The sequence below is a fragment of the Oceanithermus desulfurans genome (genome assembly GCF_014201675.1).
Classification (GTDB): domain Bacteria; phylum Deinococcota; class Deinococci; order Deinococcales; family Marinithermaceae; genus Oceanithermus; species Oceanithermus desulfurans.
Map to the genome: position 1 here is coordinate 252,183 of NZ_JACHEZ010000001.1, position 21,769 is coordinate 273,951.

The 21,769-nt window shown below is 69.1% G+C and carries 20 protein-coding genes; 17 read left to right on the top strand and 3 right to left on the bottom strand.

Going from position 1 to position 21,769, the window contains the following annotated elements:
- Positions 1 to 6: 6 nt before the first annotated feature.
- The 9 genes from HNQ05_RS01410 to HNQ05_RS01450 all read left to right on the top strand — a co-directional run bounded on the left by HNQ05_RS01410 (position 7) and on the right by HNQ05_RS01450 (position 9,685).
- Positions 7 to 303 carry a hypothetical protein gene (locus HNQ05_RS01410; RefSeq protein ID WP_147145327.1) on the top strand — a complete coding sequence of 99 codons (297 nt, stop codon included), beginning with the start codon at positions 7 to 9 and terminating at the stop codon, positions 301 to 303.
- 69 nt (positions 304 to 372) lie between these two features.
- Positions 373 to 2,532: a protein translocase subunit SecD gene (secD, locus tag HNQ05_RS01415; RefSeq protein ID WP_147145329.1), complete on the top strand. Its 2,160-nt coding sequence runs from the start codon at positions 373 to 375 to the stop codon at positions 2,530 to 2,532.
- A gap of 73 nt (positions 2,533 to 2,605) precedes the next feature.
- Entirely contained in the window at positions 2,606 to 2,944 is a 339-nt protein-coding gene (locus HNQ05_RS01420) for a LapA family protein (RefSeq protein WP_147145331.1), read from the top strand.
- Positions 2,941 to 5,049, top strand: coding sequence for a single-stranded-DNA-specific exonuclease RecJ (locus tag HNQ05_RS01425; protein WP_147145333.1), 2,109 nt, complete (start codon positions 2,941 to 2,943; stop codon positions 5,047 to 5,049). The genes HNQ05_RS01420 and HNQ05_RS01425 overlap by 4 nt, the downstream gene beginning before the upstream one ends.
- 110 nt (positions 5,050 to 5,159) lie before the next feature.
- Entirely contained in the window at positions 5,160 to 6,104 is a 945-nt protein-coding gene (locus tag HNQ05_RS01430; protein WP_246104072.1) for a sugar ABC transporter substrate-binding protein, read from the top strand.
- A gap of 76 nt (positions 6,105 to 6,180) precedes the next feature.
- Positions 6,181 to 7,698: a sugar ABC transporter ATP-binding protein gene (locus tag HNQ05_RS01435; RefSeq protein WP_147145337.1), complete on the top strand. Its 1,518-nt coding sequence runs from the start codon at positions 6,181 to 6,183 to the stop codon at positions 7,696 to 7,698.
- Positions 7,695 to 8,642, top strand: a complete 948-nt coding sequence (locus HNQ05_RS01440) for an ABC transporter permease (protein WP_147145339.1) — start codon at positions 7,695 to 7,697, stop codon at positions 8,640 to 8,642. Before HNQ05_RS01435 ends, HNQ05_RS01440 begins: the two co-directional genes overlap by 4 nt.
- An 11-nt stretch (positions 8,643 to 8,653) precedes the next feature.
- Positions 8,654 to 9,085 (top strand): RbsD/FucU family protein, encoded by a 432-nt coding sequence (locus HNQ05_RS01445; RefSeq protein ID WP_221266614.1) that lies wholly within the window; start codon positions 8,654 to 8,656, stop codon positions 9,083 to 9,085.
- Positions 9,086 to 9,115: 30 nt separating this feature from the next.
- Positions 9,116 to 9,685: a DUF6812 domain-containing protein gene (locus HNQ05_RS01450; protein WP_147145342.1), complete on the top strand. Its 570-nt coding sequence runs from the start codon at positions 9,116 to 9,118 to the stop codon at positions 9,683 to 9,685.
- A gap of 42 nt (positions 9,686 to 9,727) precedes the next feature.
- Here the strand turns inward: HNQ05_RS01450 and HNQ05_RS01455 are convergent, their stop codons facing one another.
- Entirely contained in the window at positions 9,728 to 12,328 is a 2,601-nt protein-coding gene (locus HNQ05_RS01455) for a valine--tRNA ligase (RefSeq protein ID WP_147145344.1), read from the bottom strand.
- A gap of 431 nt (positions 12,329 to 12,759) precedes the next feature.
- Here HNQ05_RS01455 and HNQ05_RS01460 point away from each other — a divergent pair, with 431 nt between their 5' ends.
- From HNQ05_RS01460 to HNQ05_RS01470, 3 genes are all read left to right on the top strand, one after another.
- Entirely contained in the window at positions 12,760 to 14,421 is a 1,662-nt protein-coding gene (locus HNQ05_RS01460; RefSeq protein ID WP_147145346.1) for an acyl-CoA carboxylase subunit beta, read from the top strand.
- Between the two features lie 9 nt (positions 14,422 to 14,430).
- A complete protein-coding gene (locus HNQ05_RS01465) occupies positions 14,431 to 15,303 on the top strand; it encodes a hydroxymethylglutaryl-CoA lyase (protein WP_147145348.1) in 873 nt (290 codons plus the stop codon).
- 106 nt (positions 15,304 to 15,409) lie between these two features.
- Positions 15,410 to 16,735: a hypothetical protein gene (locus tag HNQ05_RS01470; protein ID WP_147145350.1), complete on the top strand. Its 1,326-nt coding sequence runs from the start codon at positions 15,410 to 15,412 to the stop codon at positions 16,733 to 16,735.
- On the opposite strand, the gene HNQ05_RS01475 is transcribed toward HNQ05_RS01470, so the two are convergent.
- Together HNQ05_RS01475 and mgtE are read right to left on the bottom strand one after the other, a co-directional pair.
- Positions 16,719 to 17,108, bottom strand: a complete 390-nt coding sequence (locus tag HNQ05_RS01475) for an inorganic diphosphatase (RefSeq protein ID WP_147145352.1) — start codon at positions 17,106 to 17,108, stop codon at positions 16,719 to 16,721. The genes HNQ05_RS01470 and HNQ05_RS01475 overlap by 17 nt on opposite strands.
- Positions 17,105 to 18,457: a magnesium transporter gene (gene mgtE / locus HNQ05_RS01480; protein WP_371862318.1), complete on the bottom strand. Its 1,353-nt coding sequence runs from the start codon at positions 18,455 to 18,457 to the stop codon at positions 17,105 to 17,107. The genes HNQ05_RS01475 and mgtE overlap by 4 nt, the downstream gene beginning before the upstream one ends.
- 223 nt (positions 18,458 to 18,680) lie before the next feature.
- On the opposite strand from mgtE, the gene ffh reads away from it, so the two are divergent.
- From ffh to trmD, 5 genes are read left to right on the top strand one after another with little or no spacing between them, the layout of a single operon-like run.
- A complete protein-coding gene (gene ffh / locus HNQ05_RS01485; RefSeq protein WP_147145355.1) occupies positions 18,681 to 19,985 on the top strand; it encodes a signal recognition particle protein in 1,305 nt (434 codons plus the stop codon).
- A gap of 7 nt (positions 19,986 to 19,992) precedes the next feature.
- Positions 19,993 to 20,289 carry a 30S ribosomal protein S16 gene (gene rpsP, locus HNQ05_RS01490; RefSeq protein ID WP_147145357.1) on the top strand — a complete coding sequence of 99 codons (297 nt, stop codon included), beginning with the start codon at positions 19,993 to 19,995 and terminating at the stop codon, positions 20,287 to 20,289.
- Complete coding sequence (locus HNQ05_RS01495) at positions 20,289 to 20,507, top strand: KH domain-containing protein (RefSeq protein ID WP_013457962.1); 219 nt, start codon at positions 20,289 to 20,291, stop codon at positions 20,505 to 20,507. The genes rpsP and HNQ05_RS01495 overlap by 1 nt, the downstream gene beginning before the upstream one ends.
- Positions 20,504 to 20,980, top strand: a complete 477-nt coding sequence (rimM, locus tag HNQ05_RS01500) for a ribosome maturation factor RimM (protein WP_147145359.1) — start codon at positions 20,504 to 20,506, stop codon at positions 20,978 to 20,980. The genes HNQ05_RS01495 and rimM overlap by 4 nt, the downstream gene beginning before the upstream one ends.
- A 5-nt stretch (positions 20,981 to 20,985) precedes the next feature.
- Entirely contained in the window at positions 20,986 to 21,720 is a 735-nt protein-coding gene (trmD, locus tag HNQ05_RS01505) for a tRNA (guanosine(37)-N1)-methyltransferase TrmD (RefSeq protein WP_147145438.1), read from the top strand.
- The last annotated feature ends 49 nt before the right edge of the window (positions 21,721 to 21,769 follow it).

The window sequence follows — 21,769 nt, forward strand, 5'->3', positions numbered from 1 at the left end:
AGAGTCATGCGCCGCCTCGCCCTAGCCACCCTCTTCGTCCTCGGCCTTTCCTGGGGGCTGGCGCCGCATTCTCCGGCGGCCCCCGGGCCGGGGTCGGGGCCGGGGCTGGGTTCGGATCGGGCCTACCTGGACGCTGCCGGCGCCGGGCCGCTGCTCGCGGCCCAGGCGCTGCCCGCCCTGGGGCCGCAGCGGGAGCGGTCTTGGCGGCGCCCAACCTCCGAGCGGCTCTACCCGGCCGCGCCGCTGCGGCCGGTCCGCCGCCGCTTCCTGCAGTGGATGCGTCTGCAGCTCGAGGGCGGCTAGCCGCGGCGGTTTGCGGAAAGGCCCCTCGACCCCAAGTCCGTCCGACCCTGAGATTCTGCGGGAGTACCTATGAAGAAGATCGACACCACGGCCATTCTGTTGTTCGTCCTTTTCGTCGCGGCGATCGCCGCGATGTGGAAGCCCTGGGCGCCGAACGAGCCCATGATCAACCTGGGCCTTGACCTGAAGGGCGGTCTGCGCGTCGTCTTGCAGACCGACAACCCCAACCCCGACCCCGACGACCTGGAGAAGGCGCGGCTGGTCATCGAGAACCGCATCAACGGCCTGGGCGTGGCCGAGCCGCTGATCCAGATCGCCCAGCCCAACCGCATCGTCGTCGAGCTGCCCGGCCTTTCGCCCGAAGAGCAGGACAAGGCGCTCAAGCTGATCGGGCAGCAGGCGGTGCTCGAGTTCCGCATCGTCAAGCAGGAGGCCCAGGGCAAGGCGACATCCGAACTGACCCTCGACGACCTGGGCCCGGTGGAGCTCAAGGGCTCCGACCTGGTGGACGCCCGGGTGCAGTTCGACCGCTTCAACCGGCCCGAGGTGGCGCTCGAGTTCACCCCCGAGGGCGCGAAGAAGTTCGCCGACCTGACCCGCAACAACATCGGCCGCCGGCTGGCCATCGTCCTCGACGGCACCATCTACTCGGCTCCCAACATTCAGACCGCGATCACCGACGGCCGCGCGGTCATCACCGGCATCAACGACCTCGACGAGGCCACCCAGATCGCCCTGGTGCTGCGCTCCGGCTCGTTGCCGGTGCCGTTGCACGTGGAGGAGGTGCGCGCGATCGGACCCACCCTGGGTAAGGACGCGATCCGCGCCGGCATCGTCGCCTCCATCGTGGGCGCGCTGCTGATCTTCGTCCTCCTCTTCCTCTACTACGGCTTCTGGTTCGGCAGCGTGGCCGCCATCGGCCTGCTCTACATCGCCCTGCTCATCATGGGGGTGCTCTCGGGCCTCGGCGCGGTGCTCACCCTTCCCGGCATCGCCGGTTTCATCCTCACCCTGGGTGCGGCCGTGGACGGCAACGTCCTCTCCTTCGAGCGGATCAAGGAAGAGCTCAAGCTGGGTAAGAAGCTGCGCCAGGCCATCCCCGACGGCTTCGTGCACTCGACGGTGACGATTCTCGACGCCAACATCTCGACGCTGCTGGCCGCCGCGGCCCTCTACCAGTACTCCACCGGCCCGGTGCGCGGCTTCGCGGTGATGCTGGCCATCGGCATCGTGGTCGCGGTCTTCTCGAACCTGGTCTTCAGCCGCTGGATGCTCGAGAAGATCGCCGCGGCCCGCGAGGTCATCCCGCCCTACTGGATCTGGGGCACCAAGATCCCCTTCCTCAAGGAGGCGCGCATCTTCACCCCCGCGACCCTCGCCTTCGCGGTGCTGATGGGCGTGGTCGTCTTCTTCAACGGCTTCAACTTCGGCATCGACTTCACCGGCGGGACCGCCTACCTGGTGCGCACCGGTCCCGAGGTGAGCGTCGACCGCATCCGCAGCTTCCTCGACGAGGTGCAGATCCAGGGCGTCAGCGCCAAGGAGGCGATCATCACCGAGGTGGAGAGCCCGCTCGCCGACTACAAGGAGTTCTCGGTGCGCGTGGGGCTGCTCTCCAACGACGGGGTGATCGCGCTGCGCAAGGCCTTCGAGGAGAAGCTGAACGCCGAGGTGCTGCAGTCGGAGGTGGTCGGCCCCGCCGTCGGCGCCGAGCTGCGGCGCAACACCGTTTTGGCGGTGCTCGTGGGCTTGGGGCTGATCCTGATCTACATGGCCTTCCGCTTCGACTGGATCTTCGGCGTGGCCTCGGTGATCGCCGTGGGGCACGATGTGGCCATCACCGCGGGCGCCTTCAGCCTCTTGGGGCTCGAGTTCACCATCCCCATCGTGGCGGCGCTGCTGACCATCATCGGTTACTCGATCAACGACTCCATCATCGTCTCCGACCGCATCCGCGAGAACCAGAAGGTGGTCCGCGGCGTCCCCTACAACGAGCTGGTCGACCTGTCCATCAACCAGACGCTCTCGCGTACGGTGATGACCTCGTTCACCACCATGCTGCCGCTCTTCGCCCTGCTCTTCATCGGCGGCCCGGTGCTGCGCGACTTCTCGATCGCGTTGCTCATCGGCATCCTGGTGGGGACGTTCTCCTCGATCTACGTGGTGGGTTCGCTGGTCACCTGGTGGAAGATGCGCCAGCCGGCCCCGCGCAAGAAGGCGCGCACCTGAGCGCCCGCACAAGACGCCGCCCCCGCGGGGGCGGCGTCTTGCTGCCGTATACTCAGGGCAGCAAGGAGGGGGTATGCGACTCGTACACTGGCTTTCGTTCCTGCTGGCGCTGCTGGCCCTGATCGCCGTCGTGGTGGTGCAGGCGGTCCAGCCCGCGGCCCGGGTGGCCGTCCCCGGGCTGGGAACGGTGCCGCTCTTGTGGGCGCTGGGGTTCGTCTTCGGCCTCGGCTTCCTCTCCGGATGGGTTTACCTGCCGGGCTACGCCTGGACGCTCGCGCGCGAGCGGCGCGCCTGGAAACGCGAGCGCGCCCGCATGGAAGCGGAACTGGCCGAGCTGCGGCCCCGCCAGGTGGAGGAGGTGCCGCGCATCCCCGACCGGCCCGTGCCCGACCCCGACGAAGCCGGCGCGTGAGCGGCCCCGAACGCTGGACCCTGAGGCCCTGGCCCGCGGTGGGCGAGGTGGCGCGCCTGATGGCGCGCCTCGCGGTGCCGCCGGAGGTGGCGGCGGTGTTGCTCGACCGGGGCTTCCGCGACCCCGAAGACCTGGACCCGCCGCTCGAGCCCCCGCCGCTCCCGGGCCTCAGCGAGGCGGCGGGGCGCATCGTGGAGGCCGTCGAGCGCGGCGAGCGGATCCGCATCCACGGCGACTACGACGCCGACGGCGTGACCGCCGCGGCGATCCTGACGCTGGGGCTGGGGGAGATGGGCGCCGACGTGCACGCCTTCATTCCCCACCGCCTCCACGACGGCTACGGCCTCAACATGGCGCGGGTGCCCGAGCACCGGGCCGCCGCCGACCTGCTCGTCACCGTCGACTGCGGCGTCAGCAACGCCGCGGAGCTGGCCGCGCTCACCGAGGGCGGCGTCTCCGTGATCGTCACCGACCACCACGCGGTCCCCGACGAGCCGCCCGAGGGTCTGATCGTCCACCCCGCCTACAGCCCCGCGCTCGAGGGCCGGCCCTGGCCCACGGGCGCGGGGGTGGCCTTCTTCGTCCTCTGGGCGGTGCGCGCGGCGCTGGGCAAGCCGCCGCCGCTCGACTACGCCGACCTGGCCGCGATCGGCACCGTGGCCGACGTGGTGCCGCTTTTGGGCGTGAACCGCGCCTTGGTCAAGGAGGGGCTCAGGCGGCTGCGGCAGAGCCGCCACGTGGGCCTGCGCACGCTGGCGCAGCGCCACTGCACGAACTTCGACGCCGTCGAGGTGGCCTTCCGCATCGCCCCGCGCATCAACGCCGCGGGGCGGCTGGGCGAGGCGGAGACGGCCTTCCGGGCGCTCACCACCGACGATCCGCTGGAAGCCGCGGAGCTCGCGGACCGGCTCGACGCCCTCAACCGCGAGCGGCAGCAGGTGGAGGAGGAGATGCTCGAGCGGGTGCTGCCCACCGTGAACCCCGACGACCCCGCGATCGTGATCCACGACCCCGAAGGCCATCCCGGGGTGATGGGCATCGTCGCCAGCCGGGTGCTCGAACGGTTCTACAAGCCGGTCTTCATCGTCGCCCGGGGCAAGGGCTCGGTGCGCAGCACCCCCGGCATCAGCGCCGTGGGGGCGCTCGCGGCTGCGGCCGAGCACCTGAAGGGCTACGGCGGGCACGCGGGGGCGGCCGGCTTCTCGATCGACCCCGAGCGCATCCCCGACTTCGCGGCGCAGATCCACGCCTACGTCCGGCGCCACCCCGCGCCGGTTCCCGCGGTGCGGCTGGACGGGCCGCTCGCTGACGACGTGATGGACGAGGTCTACAAGAGCCTGTTGCTGCTCGAGCCCTTCGGCGAGGGCAACCCCGAACCCGTCTTCTACTTCAGCGGCCCCGTCACCCGGGTACGCCCGCTCTCGGAGGGGCGGCACATCTCCTTCAGCCTCGGCGGCGTGCGGGTGATCAAGTGGAAGGACGAGGGCAACGGGGTCAAGGAGGGGCGCGAGCTGGAGGTGGCGGCCCAGCTCGTCGAGAACGCCTGGCGCGGCGTGCGCAACCTGGAGCTGCGTGCCGTGGCCTATCGCGCGCCCGCGGGTTTCGCCTGCGAGGACGGGGACTTCGCCGTCGAGGCGCTCGAGGCGCGCGCCGCCCTGGAGCGGGCCCGGCGTGAGGGCTGGGGCGTCTGGGGCGCGGGGGAGGGGCGCGCCTACCTGGAGGCCCAGGGCTACCGGCTGGTCGCTCCCGAGGCCGCCGACGTCTGGTTCGCGGTGCCCCCCGAGCCGGTGGCGCGCCCGGGGGCGCGGCTGGCGGTCAGCGAGCGGGCGCTTGCAAGGCTGCTCGTTCCCGCGAGTCGTAGGGAGCTGCTCGAGGCCGTTCGCGGCGGCGCGGCCGCCGACGCGGCGCTCGCGCCCCTGCTCGCGGAGATCCGGGGCCACGAACCCCACCGCTGGCTCGAGGTCTCCCCGGCCTACCGTCGCTGGCGGCTGGCGCGGGCCGCGCTCGAGCGGCTGCGCACCGCCTTCCGGCGCGGCGATCCACGCTGCCTGGGCCGGGCGCTGGAGGACTGGTGGGCGGTCCGGGCCCACCCCTCCCACGAATAATTATCACCACAGGTAAAGGTTTATTGACTTCTTTTTCGCGCTGCGCTACACTTCGGATGGCCCAATCATGTGGTAAAAAAACTATAAGGAGGTAGGAAATGAAAAAATACATGAGAGCCGTATTAGCCGCCCTTTTCGCTCTCGCCCTCGGCGCCTTCGCCCAGGGCGACAAGGTGGTGATCGGGTACTCGATCAGCACCCTGAACAACGCCTTCTTCGTCGGCATGACCAAGGGGGTCGAGAACGGCGCGAAGAAGTTCGGGGTCGAGCTGATCACCGTCAACGCCAACGGCGACTCGGCCAAGCAGGTCGCCGACGTGGAGGACCTGATCACCAAAGGCGTGGACGCGATCATCATCAACCCGCGCGACGCCGAGGCCATCGCCCCGGCGGTTAAGAAGGCCCTCGACGCCGGCATCCCCGTCTTCGCCCTCGACCGCGGCGTGACCGGGGTGGAGGTGACCTCGTTCCTGGAGACCGACAACGTCGCCATGGGCCGGCTGGCCGCCGACCTGATCGCCGAGGCCATGAAGGCCAAGTACGGCGAGGTGAAGGGCAACGTCATCGAGCTGGTGGGTCTGGTCGGCACCACCGCCGCCCGCGACCGCGGCAAGGGCTTCCACGAGCAGCTCAAGAAGTACCCGGGCCTCAAGCTGGTCGCCTCCCAGCCCGCCGACTTCAACCAGGAGAAGGCCTTCAACGTGACCACCAACCTGGTGCTCGCCCACCCCGACGTGGACGCCATCTACGGCCACAACGACGACAACACCGTGGGTGCGGCACGCGCGCTCAAGGCGATGGGCCGCCTCAAGAAGGTGGGCGATCCCGGTCACATCTACATCGTCGGCATCGACGGCATCAAGCAGGCGCTCGACCTGATCCGCCAGGGCTACATCGACTGCACCATCTCGCAGGAGCCGGTGCTCATGGGCGAGAAGGCCGTCGAGTTCGCGGTCAAGTACCTGAAGGGCGAAGAGGTGCCCAAGCACTTCTACACCCCCTTCACCCCGGTGACCAAGGACAACGTCGACAAGCGCCAGAACTGGGCCGAGTAATCCGCAGCGGACCGGGGCGGGCGCCGCGCCCGCCCCGGTCCGCCCACCTCCGTTTCCAGAGGCTCCGCACCCCACGATGAAACCTACCCCCGTACTGGAAACCCTCAACCTGACCAAGGTCTTTCCCGGCGTCGTCGCCCTCGACGACGTTTCGCTCACCCTTTACCCGGGCGAGGTCCTGGGGCTGGTGGGCGAGAACGGCGCCGGCAAGTCCACCCTGATGAAGCTGATCGGCGGCGTCTTCCCGCCCACCCGCGGCCGCATCCGCTACCGCGGGGAGGAGGTGCAGTTCCGCACCCCCAAGGACGCCCTTGACGCCGGCATCTCGATCGTCTATCAGGAGCTCAACCTGATCCCTCACCTGAGCGTCGCCGAGAACATCTTCATCAACCGACTGCCGCGGCGGCGCGGCTTCGTCGACTGGGGACGGCTCTACCGCGACGCCGCCCGCATCCTCGAGGCGAGCGGCATGGGGGAGATCGATCCGCGCGCCGTCGTGTCCGGCCTGCCCATCGGCGTGAAGCAGTCGGTGGAGATCGCCAAGGCCCTCTCCTACGACGCCCGGGTGCTGCTCCTCGACGAACCCACCTCCTCGCTCACCGGGCCCGAGATCGAAAACCTCTTCGGGGTGATCCGCCGGCTCCAGGAGCAGGGCATCGGCATCGTCTACGTCTCGCACCACCTCGACGAGATCTTCGAGATCACCGACCGGGTGCACGTGCTGCGCGACGGCCGCACCGTCGTCGAGATGCCCACGGCCGAGACGACCGAGGAGGCGATCGTCGCCCGTATGGTGGGCCGCGACCTCCAGGACATCTACTACAAGGGGGACCACCGCCCCGGTGAGGTGGCGCTCGAGGCGCGCGGCCTCAGCGAAGCGGTCCTCGACGGCGTCGACTTTTACGTGCGGCGTTCCGAGGTGGTGGGCATCTACGGTCTGCTCGGTTCGGGCCGCACCGAGCTGCTCAAGGCGATCGTCGGGGCGCGGCCGCTGCGCGCGGGCGAGGTGCGCCTGCGCGGCCGGCCGGTGCGCTTCCGCCACCCTCAGGAGGCCGCCCGCGCCGGGGTGATCTACTCGTCGGAGGACCGCAAGGGGGAGAACCTCTTCTTCGGCCAGCCCATCTGGAAGAACGAGACCTACCTGGCCTTGCAGATCGGCCGCTTCGTGCGCATGGGCTTCGCCCAGGTGGCCGAGGAGCGCCGGGCCGCGGAGGCCTACAGCCGCAAGCTGGGCGTCAAGGCGCCCTCGATCGACGTGGACGTCTACCACCTCTCGGGCGGCAACCAGCAGAAGGTCTGCCTGGCCAAGGCACTGATCAACGACCCCGAAGTGGTGCTGCTCGACGAACCCACGCGCGGCATCGACGTGGGGGCGAAGCTCGAGATCTACAAGCTGATCGCCGAGCTGGCCGACCAGGGCAAGGCCGTGGTCTTCGTGAGTTCCGAGCTGCCGGAGGTGATCGGCTGCGCCGACCGCGTCTACACCATGGCCGGCGGGCGCATCACCGCCGAGCTGACGGGGAAGGCGATCACCGAAGAGAACGTGCTCCGCTACTGCCTGCAAACCGCTTCGCCGGGGGAGGCTGCGCCATGAAGTTGAACAAATCCCTTCTATCCAGCAGCGAGTTCATCGTCTTCCTGGGCCTCCTGGCCGTGGGGGCGTTCTTCGCCTTTACCTCGCCCGTCTTCCTGACCAAGTTCAACCTGCTCAACATCCTGCTGCAGTCGTCCATCCAGGGCATCATCGCCATCGGCATGACCTTCGTCATCCTCACCGCCGGCATCGACCTCTCGGTGGGCTCGGTGGTGGCGCTTTCGGGCGTGCTCATGGCGCTGATGCTGCACGGCGGCGTGCCCGTGTGGGCGGTGATCCTCATCAACCTGGCCTTCGGGGTCGCGGTCGGGGTCTTCCACGGCTTTTCGATCACCAAGATCGGCATGGCCCCCTTCATCGTCACCCTGGCGACGATGGTCATGGCGCGCGGCCTGACCATGGTTTTTTCCGACGGCAAGACGATCTTCGACTTCCCGCCCGCCTTCGAGTTCTTCGGCGCCGGCCAGATCGGCCCGATCTCGGTCGCCGTTATCATCTTCCTGCTCTACGCGCTGGTGGCCGAGGTGGTGCTGCGCAGCACCGTGCTGGGCCGCAACATCTACGCCGTCGGCTCCAACATCCAGGCCGCCGCGCTTTCGGGGATCCGCACCCACGGGGTGCTCTACTTCGTCTACATCGTCTCCGGGGTCTCCTGCGCCATCGCCGGTCTGGTGCTTACCGGCCGCCTGGGCGCGGCCATGCCCACCGCCGCCATGGGCTACGAACTCGACGCGATCGCCGCGGTCATCATCGGCGGCGCATCGCTGATGGGCGGCAAGGGCACGATCGTGGGCACGATCATCGGCGTGCTGCTGATCGGCGTGATCAACAACGGCATGAACCTGCTCAACGTGCCGCCCTTCTGGCAGAGCTTCCTCAAGGGTGCGGTCATCTTCCTGGCGGTGATGATCGACAGCCTCAAGAACCGCCCCAGCGAGGTCTAAGGAGGAGCGAAATGTCCATGCTCAAAGGGGTTTCTCCGCTGCTTTCGCCCGAGCTGCTCGCGGTGCTGGCCGAGATGGGCCACGGCGACGAGATCGCCATCGTGGACGGCAACTACCCGGCCCACTCCTCCGGTCCGCCGGTGATCCGCGCCGACGGCCTGGGTACGCCCGAGCTGGTGGAGGCCGTCCTCGAGCTGATGCCCCTCGACACCTTCAGCGACGCCAACGTCTGGTACATGGACAACGGCGAGGCGGAAAAGCCCGAGATCTGGAAGGCGTTCGACGCCGTGCTCGCCGGTTCCGGCGAGGACGCCCGGGTGGAGGCGATCGACCGCTTCGCCTACTACGAACGCGCCCGCGAGGCCTACGCCATCGTGGCCACCAGCGAGACCCGGCTCTACGCCTGCATCATCCTCAAGAAGGGGGTCATCTTCCCGGTTTGACCCGGTACACTGTTCCCCAGGGGTGATGCCTTGTACGCCCGATCCACCGAGCCCTTCGAGGTTCGGGTCCACACCGCCGAGTTCCGCATCTACGGATCCATGCACCTGCCCAAGGGCGGGGGCACGGCCACCTTCCTGAACAAGGACAAGCGCCCGCTCGTTCCGCTGACGGGCGTGCTCGTCTACGCTCCGGGCTACGACCACCCGCCGCGGGCCGAGGAGATGCGGGCCGCGGCCGACTTCCTGGCGGTGCAGAAGCGCGAGATCCTCTGGGTCGTGGGCGGCCGCCCCGACCGGGTGGAGCTCCCGGGCGTGCCGGTGAAGAAGCAGCGGATGGCGCTGCTCTTCGGCTGCTGCGTGCTCGTGGGCGTCCTCGTCACCCCGGCGGGCGTGCGGCTCTCCGACTTCCTGGCGAGCGCCAAGTCCTTTCAGACGCTCTTCGACGTGCGGCTCTACGCCCTGGCCGGCGACACCCCGGCGCGCGAGCTCGAGGTGCGGCAGGCCTTCGAGTTCGTGACCGTCAACGTGCAGCGGATCCTGGGCATCATGGAGGCGCCGCGGTTCGACGACGAAGACACCCGGCTTACGCTTTTCCGCTAGCGCGACCCCCGGCCGCGGCCGGGGGTCTTCGTCGCGGCCGGGCTAGAACCGCGCCAGCACCTGGCGGATGCGTTCCAGCTGGTTGTGGGCCTCTTCCAGGTTGCGCCGTTCGCGCTCGACCACCTCGGCCGGGGCGCGTTCCGTGAACCCGGGGTTGGCGAGCTTCTTCTCGAGCCCGGCGATGCGGCGCTCCAGTTCGGCGGCCTTCTTCTGCTGCTTCTGCTTCCAGGCCGCGACGTCCACCAGCCCCTCGAGCTCGAGCCAGACGGTGACCTGGGGCGTGACGGCGCTGACGGCCTTCTGCGGCCGGCCCTGCTGCACTTCGGCGCGGGCGAGGAAGCGGAAGAAGTCGGCGTTCTCGAGCAGCACGGCGGCTCCCGGACCCTCGGCGTGGACGGTGAGCTCCTGCTGCGGCGGCAGGCCCAGCTCGGCCCGCAGGCTGCGGGTGGCCGTGACCGCGTCCTGCAGCACCTTGAAGGCGGCCAGGGCTTCGGGGTCGGCCGCGAAGGCCTCGGCGGCGGGCCACTCGGCGAGCGCCAGCTCGGCCTCGGGGTCCTGCTTCAGCGCGGTGTAGATCTCGCTGGTGACGAAGGGCATGAAGGGGTGGAGGAGTTTCAGCAGGGCCTCGAGCGCCGTCTCCAGTCCCCGCAGCGTGGCGGCGTTGCCCGAGCGCAGCGCCGGTTTGGCGGCCTCGATGTACCAGTCGCAGAACTCGCTCCAGACCAGCTGATAGACCTCGCGGCTGGCGAGCGCCAGATCGTAGGCGTCGTAGAGCTGGGTGATGTTGCGGATGCCCTCACGCAGCCGCGCTGCCATCCAGCGGTCGGCCAGGGTGGGCGCGTCGGCCTTCGCCTCGAAGCCCTCGCGGTTCATGAAGACGAAGCGGGCGGCGTTCCAAAGCTTGTTGGCGAAGTTGCGGCCCATCTCCACCCAGCGGCGGTCGAAGCGGATGTCCTGGCCGCCGGTGGCCAGGTGAATCAGGGCGAAGCGCAGCGCGTCGGCGCCGTAGGCCTCCACCAGCTCGAGCGGGTCCACCACGTTGCCCTTCGACTTCGACATCTTCTTGCCCTTCTCGTCGAGTACCAGGCCGTGGAGCATCACCGCCTCGAAGGGGCGGCGGCCGTCGAAGTGGTAGCCCGAGACCTCCATGCGGCTGACCCAGAGGAAGAGGATGTCGTAGCCGGTGACCAGCACGCTGGTGGGGTAGAAGGCGCGGTAGTCCTCGGTGTCCTCGGGCCAGCCCAGCGTCGAGAGCGGCCACAGCGCCGAGGAGAACCAGGTGTCGAGCACGTCGGGGTCGCGCTCGAGCTCGGGGCTGCCGCAGGTGGCGCAGACCTTGGGGTCCTCGTCGAAGGTTTCCAGCTCCGGCACGGTGACGTGCCCCTCGGGGCAGTACCAGGCGGGGATCTGGTGGCCCCACCAGAGCTGGCGGCTGATGTTCCAGTCGCGGATGTTCTCGAACCAGTCGATGTTGACCTTGCGCCAGCGCTCCGGGTAGAACCGGATGTCGCCTTCCTTCAGCTTGGGCAGCACCTCGTCCGCCAGCGGTTTCATCTTGAGCCACCACTGCGGGAAGAGGGCGTACTCGACCGCGGTGCCGCAGCGGTCGCAGGTGGCCAGCGCGATCTGGTAGGGCTCGGTCGCGCGCAGGTAGCCTTCTTCCTCGAGCGCCCGCGCCACCGCCTTCCGCGCTTCAAAGCGGTCCAGGCCGCGGAAGCGCTCGGGAACCCGTTCGCTGACCAGCTTCCCCTCCAGGTCGATCACGCTGGGCTCGGGCAGGCCGTGCCGATGCCCGATCTCGTAGTCGGTGGGGTCGTGCGCCGGGGTGATCTTGAGGGCCCCGGTGCCGAACTCGCGCTCCACCGCTTCGTCGGCGATGACGGGAATCCAGATCTCGGTCAGCGGGATGCGCGCCTTCTTGCCGATCAGGTCCTTGTAGCGTTCGTCTTCGGGGTGGACGGCGATGGCCACGTCGGCGAAGATCGTCTCCGGGCGCACCGTGGCGATGCGGATCTCGCCGCCGCCCTCGAGCGGGTAGGCGATGGTGTAGAGGGTGCCCTGGGTGGGGGTGTTGTTGACCTCGAGGTCCGAGAGCGTCGTCTCGCAGCGGGGGCACCAGTTGAGCAGCCGTTCGCCGCGGTAGATCAGCCCCTCGTGGTGGTAGCGGACGAAGGCGTAGCGCACCGCGCGGCTGCGGGTCTCGTCCATGGTGAAGGCGAGGCGGCTCCAGTCGGCGCTGGCCCCCAGCCGTTTGAGCTGCTCCAGAATCTGCCCGCCCGACTCCTCGCGCCACCGCCAGACGCGCTCCAAGAACTTCTCGCGCCCCAGCTCGTGGCGGCTCTGGCCTTCCTTGGCGAGCAGCCGTTCGACCACCACCTGGGTGGCGATGCCGGCGTGGTCGGTGCCGGGAAGCCAGACGGCCTCGTAACCGCGCAGCCGCTTGTAGCGAATCAGCGCGTCCTGCAGGGCGTTGTCGAGGGCGTGGCCCATGTGCAGCACGCCGGTCACGTTGGGCGGCGGCATAACGATGACGAAGGGGGGCTTGCCGCTGTGCGGGTCGGCGACGAAGGGCCGCTCGGCCCAGCGTTCGGCCCAGCGGGGCTCGACCTGGTGGGGATCGTAGGCTTTGGACAGTTCCTTCATGCGTACCTCCGGTGGGGGGCCATGAAAAAGCCCCGCGTCCGTGCGCGGACGAGGAGGATTCCCCGCGGTACCACCGCGCTTCGGGAGGCGGCCTGCGGCCGCCGGCTCGTGGCTCGTGGTTCGTGGTAGGTGGTAAAACCACTAACTACAAGCCACAGGCCACGTACCGCATCTCCCGCTCTCTTTCGCGCTGTATCGGGCGCACCCGGCGGGGTCTACTGAGCCTTGCGGCCGTTCTTCCCGCGGCGCCTCGGGCGACGTTCGGCGGTGCGGCGGCGGGCCCCTTCCAGCCGTGGGGGCCCTCTCTGGGGCCGCGCGGGCCGCCTACTCCTCCCGAGCAGGCCTTGATCCGAGTATAGCAGCGTCCAGGCGCGGGCTCCCACGTATAACGAAAAATCGCCTGATCGCTTCAAAACCGATATACTGGGGCCATGCTCCCGACCGCGCTTGACGACGAAGGCAGGGCTTCCGAGACCTTCCGCGCCAACGCCAGCGCCTGGGTGGACCGCATCACCGCCTACCGCGAGACCCTGGCCGAGCTGCAGCGTGGCGGCGGGGAGCGCGCGATCCAGCGCCAGCACGAGAAGGGCCGGCTTACCGCGCGCGAACGCATCGCCCGGCTGGTGGACGAGGGCAGCCCCTTCGACGAACTGATGACCTTTGCCGGCTGGGGGATGTACGAGGAGTGGGGCGGCGCCCCAGGCGGCGGCACCGTGACCGGCATCGGCCGCATTCACGGGCGCGAGTGGATGATCATCGCCAACGACGCCACCGTCAAGGCCGGGGCCTTTTTTCCGATCACCGCCAAGAAGGTGATCCGGGCGCAGACCATCGCCTTCGAGAACCGGATCCCCACCGTCTACCTGGTGGACTCGGCCGGCGTCTTCCTGCCGCTGCAGGACGAGGTGTTTCCCGACCAGGACGACTTCGGCCGCATCTTCTACCTCAACGCCCGCATGAGCGCCGCGGGCATCCCCCAGATCAGCGCCATCATGGGTAACTGCGTGGCCGGCGGCGCCTACCTGCCGGTGATGACCGACGCCCTGGTGATGACCGAGGGCTCCGGCCTCTACCTGGCGGGGCCGGCGCTGGTCAAGGCGGCCATCGGCCAGGAGGTGAGCTCCGAGGAGCTGGGCGGCGCTAAGATGCACGCCGAGACCTCGGGCACGGTAGACTTCTACGAGCCCGACGACGAGGCGGCGCTCGAGCGGGTACGCACCCTCGCCGGCCTTTACGCCGCGCCGAAGCGGGCCCGCTGGGCGCAGGACCGCAAGGAGATCCGGGAGCCGGCCTACGACGCCCGCGACCTCTACGGCCTGGTGCACCCGGAAGGGGAGAGCCCCTACGACGTACGCGAGGTGATCGCCCGGTTGGTGGACGCCTCCGAGTTCCACGAGTACAAGGCACGGTGGGGCGAGACGCTGGTCACCGGCTTCGCCCGCATAGGCGGGTTCCCGGTGGGGATCGTCGCCAACCAGCGGCTCGTCATCAAGAAGAAGGGCCGCATCGAGGTGGGCGGGGTCATCTACGCCGAGGCGGCCGACAAGGCGGCGCGCTTCATCCTCGACGTCAACCAGATGCGCATTCCGCTCCTTTTCCTGCAGGACGTCAGCGGCTTCATGGTGGGCAAGGCCTCGGAGGAGGCGGGGATCATCCGCCGCGGGGCCAAGCTGGTGAACGCGGTCTCCAACTCGGTGGTGCCCAAGATCACGGTGATCCTGGGCGGCTCGTTCGGCGCGGGCAACTACGCGCTGGCGGGCAAGGCCTACGCGCCGCGGCTGCTCTTCGCCTGGCCCAGCGCCAAGTACGCGGTGATGGGCGGCACCCAGGCGGCCAGCACCCTGTTGCAGCTGGAAGTGGCGCAACTCAAGCGCAAGGGCCGGGAGCCGAGCGCCGAGGAGCTGGAGCGGCTCTACGAGGAGATCAAGAGCCGCTACGACGCCACCCTCGACCCCCGCTACGCCGCGGCGCGGCTGTGGGTGGACGAGATCATCTTCCCCCACGAGACCCGCGAACGCCTGATCCGGGCGCTCGAGGCCGTGAGCCTGGACGACTCGGAAGCACCCTTGCAGACGGGCGTCTTCCAGGTGTAGGAGGCGGCTATGGCCGAGCCCGTGACCTACGTCGAGTGCCCCCGGGACGCCTGGCAGGGCTTCGGGCGAACGATCCCGACCGCAGAGAAGGCCGCGTTCCTGCGCCGGTTGCTGGACGCGGGCTTCGACCACCTGGACCTGGCCAGCTTCGTCTCGCCCAAGTGGGTGCCGCAGATGGCCGACTCCGAAGAGGTTCTTAGGCTGCTGCCGCCGCCGGCCGGGCGCGACTACCTGGCCATCGTCGCCAACGAGCGGGGGATGGAGCGGGCGCTGGCGGCGGAGAACCTGACCTCGGTGGGCTACCCCTTCTCGATCAGCGAGACCTTCCAGCAGAAGAACACCCGGCGTTCCATTGAAGATTCCTGGCCGCTGGTGGAGCGGATGCTCGAGCTCGCGCGCGGCGGCGGGCTGGAGCTGGTGGTCTACGTCTCCATGGGCTTCGGCAACCCCTACGGCGACCCCTGGAGCGCGGAGATGGTGGTCGACTTCGTCGGCCGCCTGCGGGCGCTCGGCGTGCGTCGCATCGCCATCGCCGACACCTACGGGGTGGCCGGACCCGAGCGCATCCACGAGGTGCTGGCGGCGGTGGCCGCTGCCCACGGCGCCGCCGGCCTGGGGGCCCACCTGCACAGCCGGCCCGATCCGGACGAGGTGCGGGCCAAGGTGGACGCGGTGCTGGAGGCGGGGGTGCGCTGGCTCGAGGGAGCGCTGGGCGGCATCGGCGGCTGCCCCTTCGCCGGCGACGAGCTGGTGGGTAACCTGCCCACCGAGGCGGTGCTGCTCTACCTGGCCGAACGCGGGTTCACCACGGGCGTGGACACGGGCGCCCTCGACCGCTTGTCCCGGGAGGCCAACCGCTTGCGCACCCGCTACGCCGGATAGCCCCCAGCCTCCCGCCCTATCCCAAACCCCGTGCTACCTTCAAAGCGTGATGAACCCTGTAGCCTTTTCTACTTTTAGGCGCCTCGTGCGTCCTGCACTCGCTCTGATGCTCGTCCTGGCCCTGGCCCAGTGCGGCTCCGCCGGCACCGGCGGTTCCGGCCCGGACGCGGGCACGATCGGCGAGGACGTCTTCCCGATCGGCGTCTACTTCGTCCGCGGTCAAAAGCCCATCTTCGACGAAGGTAGCGAAACCGACTTCCGCGCCGACCCCGAGCAGGCCCGGGCCGACTACGCCCGCGAGTTCGGCGACCTGGCCGCCGGGGGGTTCAACGTGGCCGTCATGTCGGTGGACCCGATCGCCTTCGGCGACCGCTACGAGGAGGTGCTGAGCGTTCTGCTCGACGAGGCGCAGAAGAACGGCGTGAGGCTCATCCTCCCGCTCGGGCACGTCCAGAGCCTCTTGGGCGAGCTGCGCGACGAGCTGAGCGACGCCGACCTCTACCAGGCCGCCGCCCAGGACTACCTCGAATACTTCAAGAACTCGCCGGCGGTGCTGGGCTACGTCGTCTTCGACGAACCCGTACCCGAGGGCGAGCCGGGCCCCGACGGCCAGGTGGTCAAGCCCGAGCAGCTGGGCCAGGCGCGCGCCTTCATCGAGGCGGTCCACCCGGGGGCGTACGCGCTTTCTTCCTGGGCCGACGTGAACCACATGGCCGTCTTGCAGGCGGGTATGAACAGCCGGGTGCTTTTCATGGACGTCTACCCGCTGGCCGAGGACAAGGCCGTCGGCGACTTTTCCGACGCCTGGCCGCGCGGCAACCCCGACGACGGCAGCTTCGCAGGCGGGGCCGACCAGCCCACCTACTACGCGTACCTCGACATGAGCCGCGAGGCGCTACCGGGCGTGCCCCAGTGGGTGATCGTCCAGGCCTTCGAGCCCATTCCGCCGGAGCACCCCCACTACTGGCGCAGGCCCGAACCCGCCGAGCTGCGCCACGAGGTGATGGCGGCGCTGGCCCACGGGGCGAAGGGCATCTTCTACTTCCTCTACCAGTCGGAGAGCTGGGTCCACGGCCTGCGCGACGCCAGCTACCGGCCCACTCCGTTGCTTGAGGAAGCTGCGCGCGCCAACGCCAAGGTGCAAAAGATGGGCCCGACGCTGCTAAAGATCACCCGCAACGACGCCTTCCGGCCCGAGGTGAGCTCCGGCGAGGGGTTCGGGTACACCGACGCCGAGGGAGGGCGCTACGTCTTCATCCTCAACACCGACGTGCTCCACGCCGTGGACGTTACCGTGACCCTGCCCGCCGCCTGGAGCGGCGCTAGCGCTGCGGCGGACGTGGCCAGCGACGAGTCGTTCGCTATTCGCAGCGGCAGCCTGACGGTCAACGTCGCCCCCGGCGACGCCCGGCTGCTCAGGTTGGGTGAGTAAGCTCGGTGAGCCAGCGCGCTGCGGCGTCCGCACTTTCCAGACGGGCGCCGCGCTCGGGTTCGAACCAGGCCAGCAAAGCGGTCTCGTCCTCGGGATACCGCCCCTCGTCCGGGGTGAGCACGAGCTTGTGGTCGCCGTCGGCAAGGCGCACGAGGCCGGTGAGCCGGGCCGTCGAACGGGTACGGGCGCGGAGCGGAGGCCCGAGCACCACCGCGTCCACCTCCTCGCCGTCGGCGGGGTTGACGAGGCCCGGGAGAAAGCCGTAGTTGACCGGGGCGGCGAGGCCTTCGAGCGTGCGCACGAAGCCGCCGCCCTTCCACTCCCAACGCTCGTGGCTCCCCTTGGGCCATTCGATCACGACGGTCAGCTTCATCCGGTTCCCAGGAGGACGCGCGCCACGCTCAGGTAGATGACCAGCCCCGAGACGTCGGAGATGGTCGCGATGAGCGGGTTCGAGATGAGGGCGGGGTCCAGCCCCAGCTTTTCCAGCGCGATGGGCAGCAGCGCGCCCGCGAGGTTGGCGACGATGACGAGCAGGAAGAGCGCGAGCGCCACGACCGGGGTGACCCCGAGAAAGCCGTCGAGCGCCACCTTGAGGGCGATCAGGGCCGAAAGGGTGAGGCCCAGCAGGACGCCGACGCCCAGCTCTTTGAAGAGGACGTGGGGCCAGTCGCTCAGGTCGATGTCGCGGGTCGCCAGGGCGCGCACGATCAGCGTAGACGACTGGTTGCCGGTGTTGCCTCCGGTGCCGAGGAGCACCGGGATGTAGAAGGCCAGCGCCGTGGTGGCCTCGAGCACCGACGAGAAGCCCGCCAGGATCGTCGAGGTGAACATCCCGGTGACGATCAGAATCACCAGCCAACGCGCCCGCGCGCTCCACAGCTCCCAGGCGCTCGAACGGCTGTAGACCAGCTCGGGTGCGTCGACCGCGCCCAGGCGGTGGATGTCTTCGGTGGCCTCTTCCTCGAGCACGTCGATGACGTCGTCGATGGTCACGATGCCCACGAGCCGGCCCGCGTCGTCGGTGACGGGGACGACGGTGAGGTCGTAGTCGGCCATCACCCGCGCCACCTCCTCCTGGTCGGTCCCGGTGGTCACGTGGATGACGTCGGGGTTCATGATCTCGGCCACCCGCATCGAGGGATCGGCCACGATCAGGTCGCGCAGGCTGAGCACGCCCACCAGGTGCCCCTCGTCGTCGAGGACGTAGAGGTAGTAGACGGTCTCGGCGTCGGGCGCGGCGCGGCGGAGGAACTGGAGGACCTCGTCCACGGTCATGCCCGCCCGGACCGCGACGTACTCCGGGGTCATCAGACCGCCGGCGTCGTCCTCGTCGTAGGCGGAAAGCGCTTCGACCTCGGCCCGGGTCTTGGGGTCGAGCCACTCCTTGAGCTGGCGCGCCAGGGCCGGGTCTTCTTCCTCGACCGCCTGGAGGGCGTCGGTCAGGTCGTCGGGGTCGAGCTCTTCGAGGATCTGGCGCACCCGCCAGGGCGGCAGCGTTTCCAGAAACTCCGCCTGGTCCTCGGGGTCCAGCTCGCTGAAGATCTGCGCGGCGGCCTCGGCGTCCAGATAGGTGAGCAGGACGTACTGGTGCTCGCCCGGAAGGTCGTCCCAGTGCTCCAGGATCTCCTGCGGGTGGATCTTGTCGCCCAGCGCCTGCACGAGGGCCACGTCCCCTTTTTGCAAGGCGCGGGTCAGGGAGTCGAACAAGTTTTCGCGCACCTGGGTCCGCATGGAGCCTCCTGCAGCGGGGATTCGGCTTCGAGAAAGCCAAAGCTCAGTCTAACACGTAGCGCGAAATCCGCCGTTTGCACGTCGCTGGATAACCGCGTGCCCATGGGCGCATACCGCGCCGACGCCATCGCTTAAAACCTCAGATAAATTGCGGTTGACACGCTCAAGGTAAGCGGGCTATGCTTAGCGCTGGCCTGGAGCCTGGAGGGTCATGTTCGAGAACCTGAGTCGCAGACTACAACAAACGCTCGACGGCCTGCGCGGCCGCGGGCGCATCGGCGAGGCCGACCTCAAGAAGGTCATGCGCGAGATCCGCATGAGCCTGCTCGAGGCCGACGTGAACTTCGAGGTCGCCAAGGCCTTCACCAAGCGCGTCCAGGAGAAGGCGCTGGGGCAGAAGGTCTACGAGTCGCTCACCCCGGCCGAACAGATCTACACCATCGTCTACGACGAGCTGCGCGAGCTCTTGGGTTCCGAGCCGAAGCAGCCCGAGCTGAAGCACGAGGGCAACGTCTGGTTCCTGGTCGGTCTCCAGGGCACCGGTAAGACGACGGCCGCCGGCAAGCTGGCCCGGCTCTACAAGAGCAAGGGCCGCCGACCTCTGCTGGTGGCCGCCGACACTCAGCGGCCGGCCGCGCGCGACCAGCTGCGCATCCTCGCCGAGCAGGTGGGGGTGCCGGTGCTGGAGGTGCAAAACGGCGAGAAGCCGGCCGAGACCGCGCGCCGCCTGCGCGAGCACCTGGCCGGGGACTACCGTGACCTGGTCATCGTCGACACCGCGGGCCGCTTGCAGATCGACGAGGCCTTGATGGACGAGCTGGCGGAGCTGAAGGAGGTGCTCGAGCCCACCGAGACGCTGCTCGTCGTCGACGCCATGATGGGGCAGGAGGCCCTGGGCGTCTCCCGCACCTTCGACGAGCGCATCGGCGTGAGCGGCCTCGTCCTCACCAAGCTCGACGGCGACGCCCGCGGCGGCGCGGCGCTCAGCGCCCGCTACGTCACCGACAAGCCCATCTACTTCGGCGGCACCTCCGAGAAGCTCGACGGCCTCGAGCCCTTCTACCCCGACCGGCTGGCGCAGCGCATCCTCGGTATGGGCGACATCCAGACGCTGATGGAGCGCGCCCAGGCCGCCGAGCTGGAAGAGCCCGACAAGGCCCCGCACGAGTTCGACCTCAACGACCTGCTCGCCCAGATGAAGCAGATCCAGAAGATGGGCTCGATGACCGAGCTCATGAAGATGATCCCCGGGCTCAGCCGCGCCCTACCGCAAGATTTCCAGCTCGATCCCAAGGCCACCAAGCACCTGGAGGCCATCATCCAGTCCATGACCCCCGCGGAGCGCAGGAACCCGCGGATCCTCAACGCCTCGCGTCGGCGCCGCATCGCCAAGGGCAGCGGCACCAGCGTGCAGGAGATCAACCGGCTCATCAAGACCTTCGAGGAGACGAAGGGCATGATGAAAACGCTCGCCAAGAGCCCGCGCAAGCGCCGCGGCTTCTTCGGCAGGAGGTAGGAGACCCATGGTAAAGATTCGTTTGGCTCGTTTCGGTTCGAAGTTCAACCCCCACTACCGCATCGTCGTCACCGACGTGCGCAAGAAGCGCGACGGTAAGTACATCGAGAAGATCGGGTACTACGACCCGCGCAAGACCACCCCGAACTGGTACAAGGTCGACGTCGAGCGCGCCCGGTACTGGCTCTCCGTCGGCGCCCAGCCCACCAACACCGCGCGCCGCATCCTCAAGCTGGCGGGCGTCTACCGCAAGGGCGAGCCCGCCCCTGCCGAGGTCGCCGAGGAAGCCGCCGCCGAATCCTGATGCGCGAAGTCGTCGAGTACCTGGCCAAGGCCGTGGTGGACCACCCGGAGGGCGTGCGGGTGGAAGAACGCCGCGCCAAGGGCGGGGTCGTCTACTACATCGAGGTGCCGGCCGAGGAGAAGGGCCGCATCATCGGACGCCGCGGCCGGGTGATCGAGAGCATCCGTACGGTCGTGCGCGCCTTTGCGCGCGGCAAGGTCTCCGTCGAGGTGCGGTGAACCTGGTTCGCATCGGTCGTCTGGGCCGGCCGCACGCCCTCGCGGGCGGCCTGAAGTTCCGCAGCGAAGCCCCCCAAGCGCTGCTCGGTCAGTCCCGGGTCTACCTCGAAGGTCTGGGCTGGCGCGCCGTGGCGCGCGTTGAGGCTTTGGGCGAGGACCTGGTCGTCTACTTCGTCGGCGTGGAGTCGCGTGAGGCGGCCGAAGAGCTGGCGGGGCTGGACGTCCTGCTCGAGCCCGAGAACCTGCCCGAACCCGAGGGGGGCTGGTACTACTTCCAGCTCGTCGGCCTGCCGGTCTTTCTGGGCGAGGAGCCCCTGGGCGAGGTCGTGGACGTAATGGACACCGGTGCCCAGGACGTGCTCGTGGTGCGGCGGGGCGCGCGCCGCCTGCTCGTTCCCCTGCAGGCCCCCTACGTCGAAGTGGAGGAGGGGGCGGTCCGCCTGGTGGCTCCTCCCGAGGGGCTGCTGGAGTAGCGGTGCTGCGCTACACCGTCCTTACCCTGTTTCCCCGGCTCATCGAGCCCTGGATGCAGGAGGCGCTGCTGGCCAAGGCCGTGCAGCGCGGTCTGATCGAGATCCGCGTCCGCGACATCCGCAACTACGCCAAAGACAAGCACCGCCAGGTCGACGACTACCCCTACGGGGGCGGCGCCGGGATGGTGCTGCGCCCCGACGTGGTCGTCGCGGCCATCGAGGACCAGCTCCCGGCCGACGAGGTGATTTTGCTCACGCCAGCGGGCGAGCCCTTGCGTCAGCCCCTGGCCGAGGAGCTGGCGGCCAAGGACCACCTGGTGCTGGTGAGCGGCCGCTACGAGGGCATCGACGCCCGCGTCGAGAACTTCGTGACCCGCGAGGTCTCCATCGGCGACTTCGTGCTCATGGGCGGTGAGGTGGCGGCGCTGGCGGTCATCGAGGCCACCGCGAGGCTGGTCCCGGGGGTGCTGGGCGACCCCGAGAGCCACCGGCTCGACTCGTTCTCGTGGGGTCTGCTCGACTACCCGCAGTACACCCGACCGCCCGAGTTCCGCGGGCTCAAGGTGCCCGAGGTGCTCACCAGCGGCCACCACGGCAAGGTGGCCGAGTGGCGGCGGCGCGAGGCGCTCAAGCGGACGCTCGAGCGCCGCCCCGATCTGCTCGCGCATGCCCGTTTGAACCCGGAGGATCTGCGCTTGCTCGCGCAACTGGATGCCGACGAGGACGCGCCGGCACCGTAACACCCCCAATCCAGGACGACATTTGTCACTACCCGGGCTGCGGCGGGCG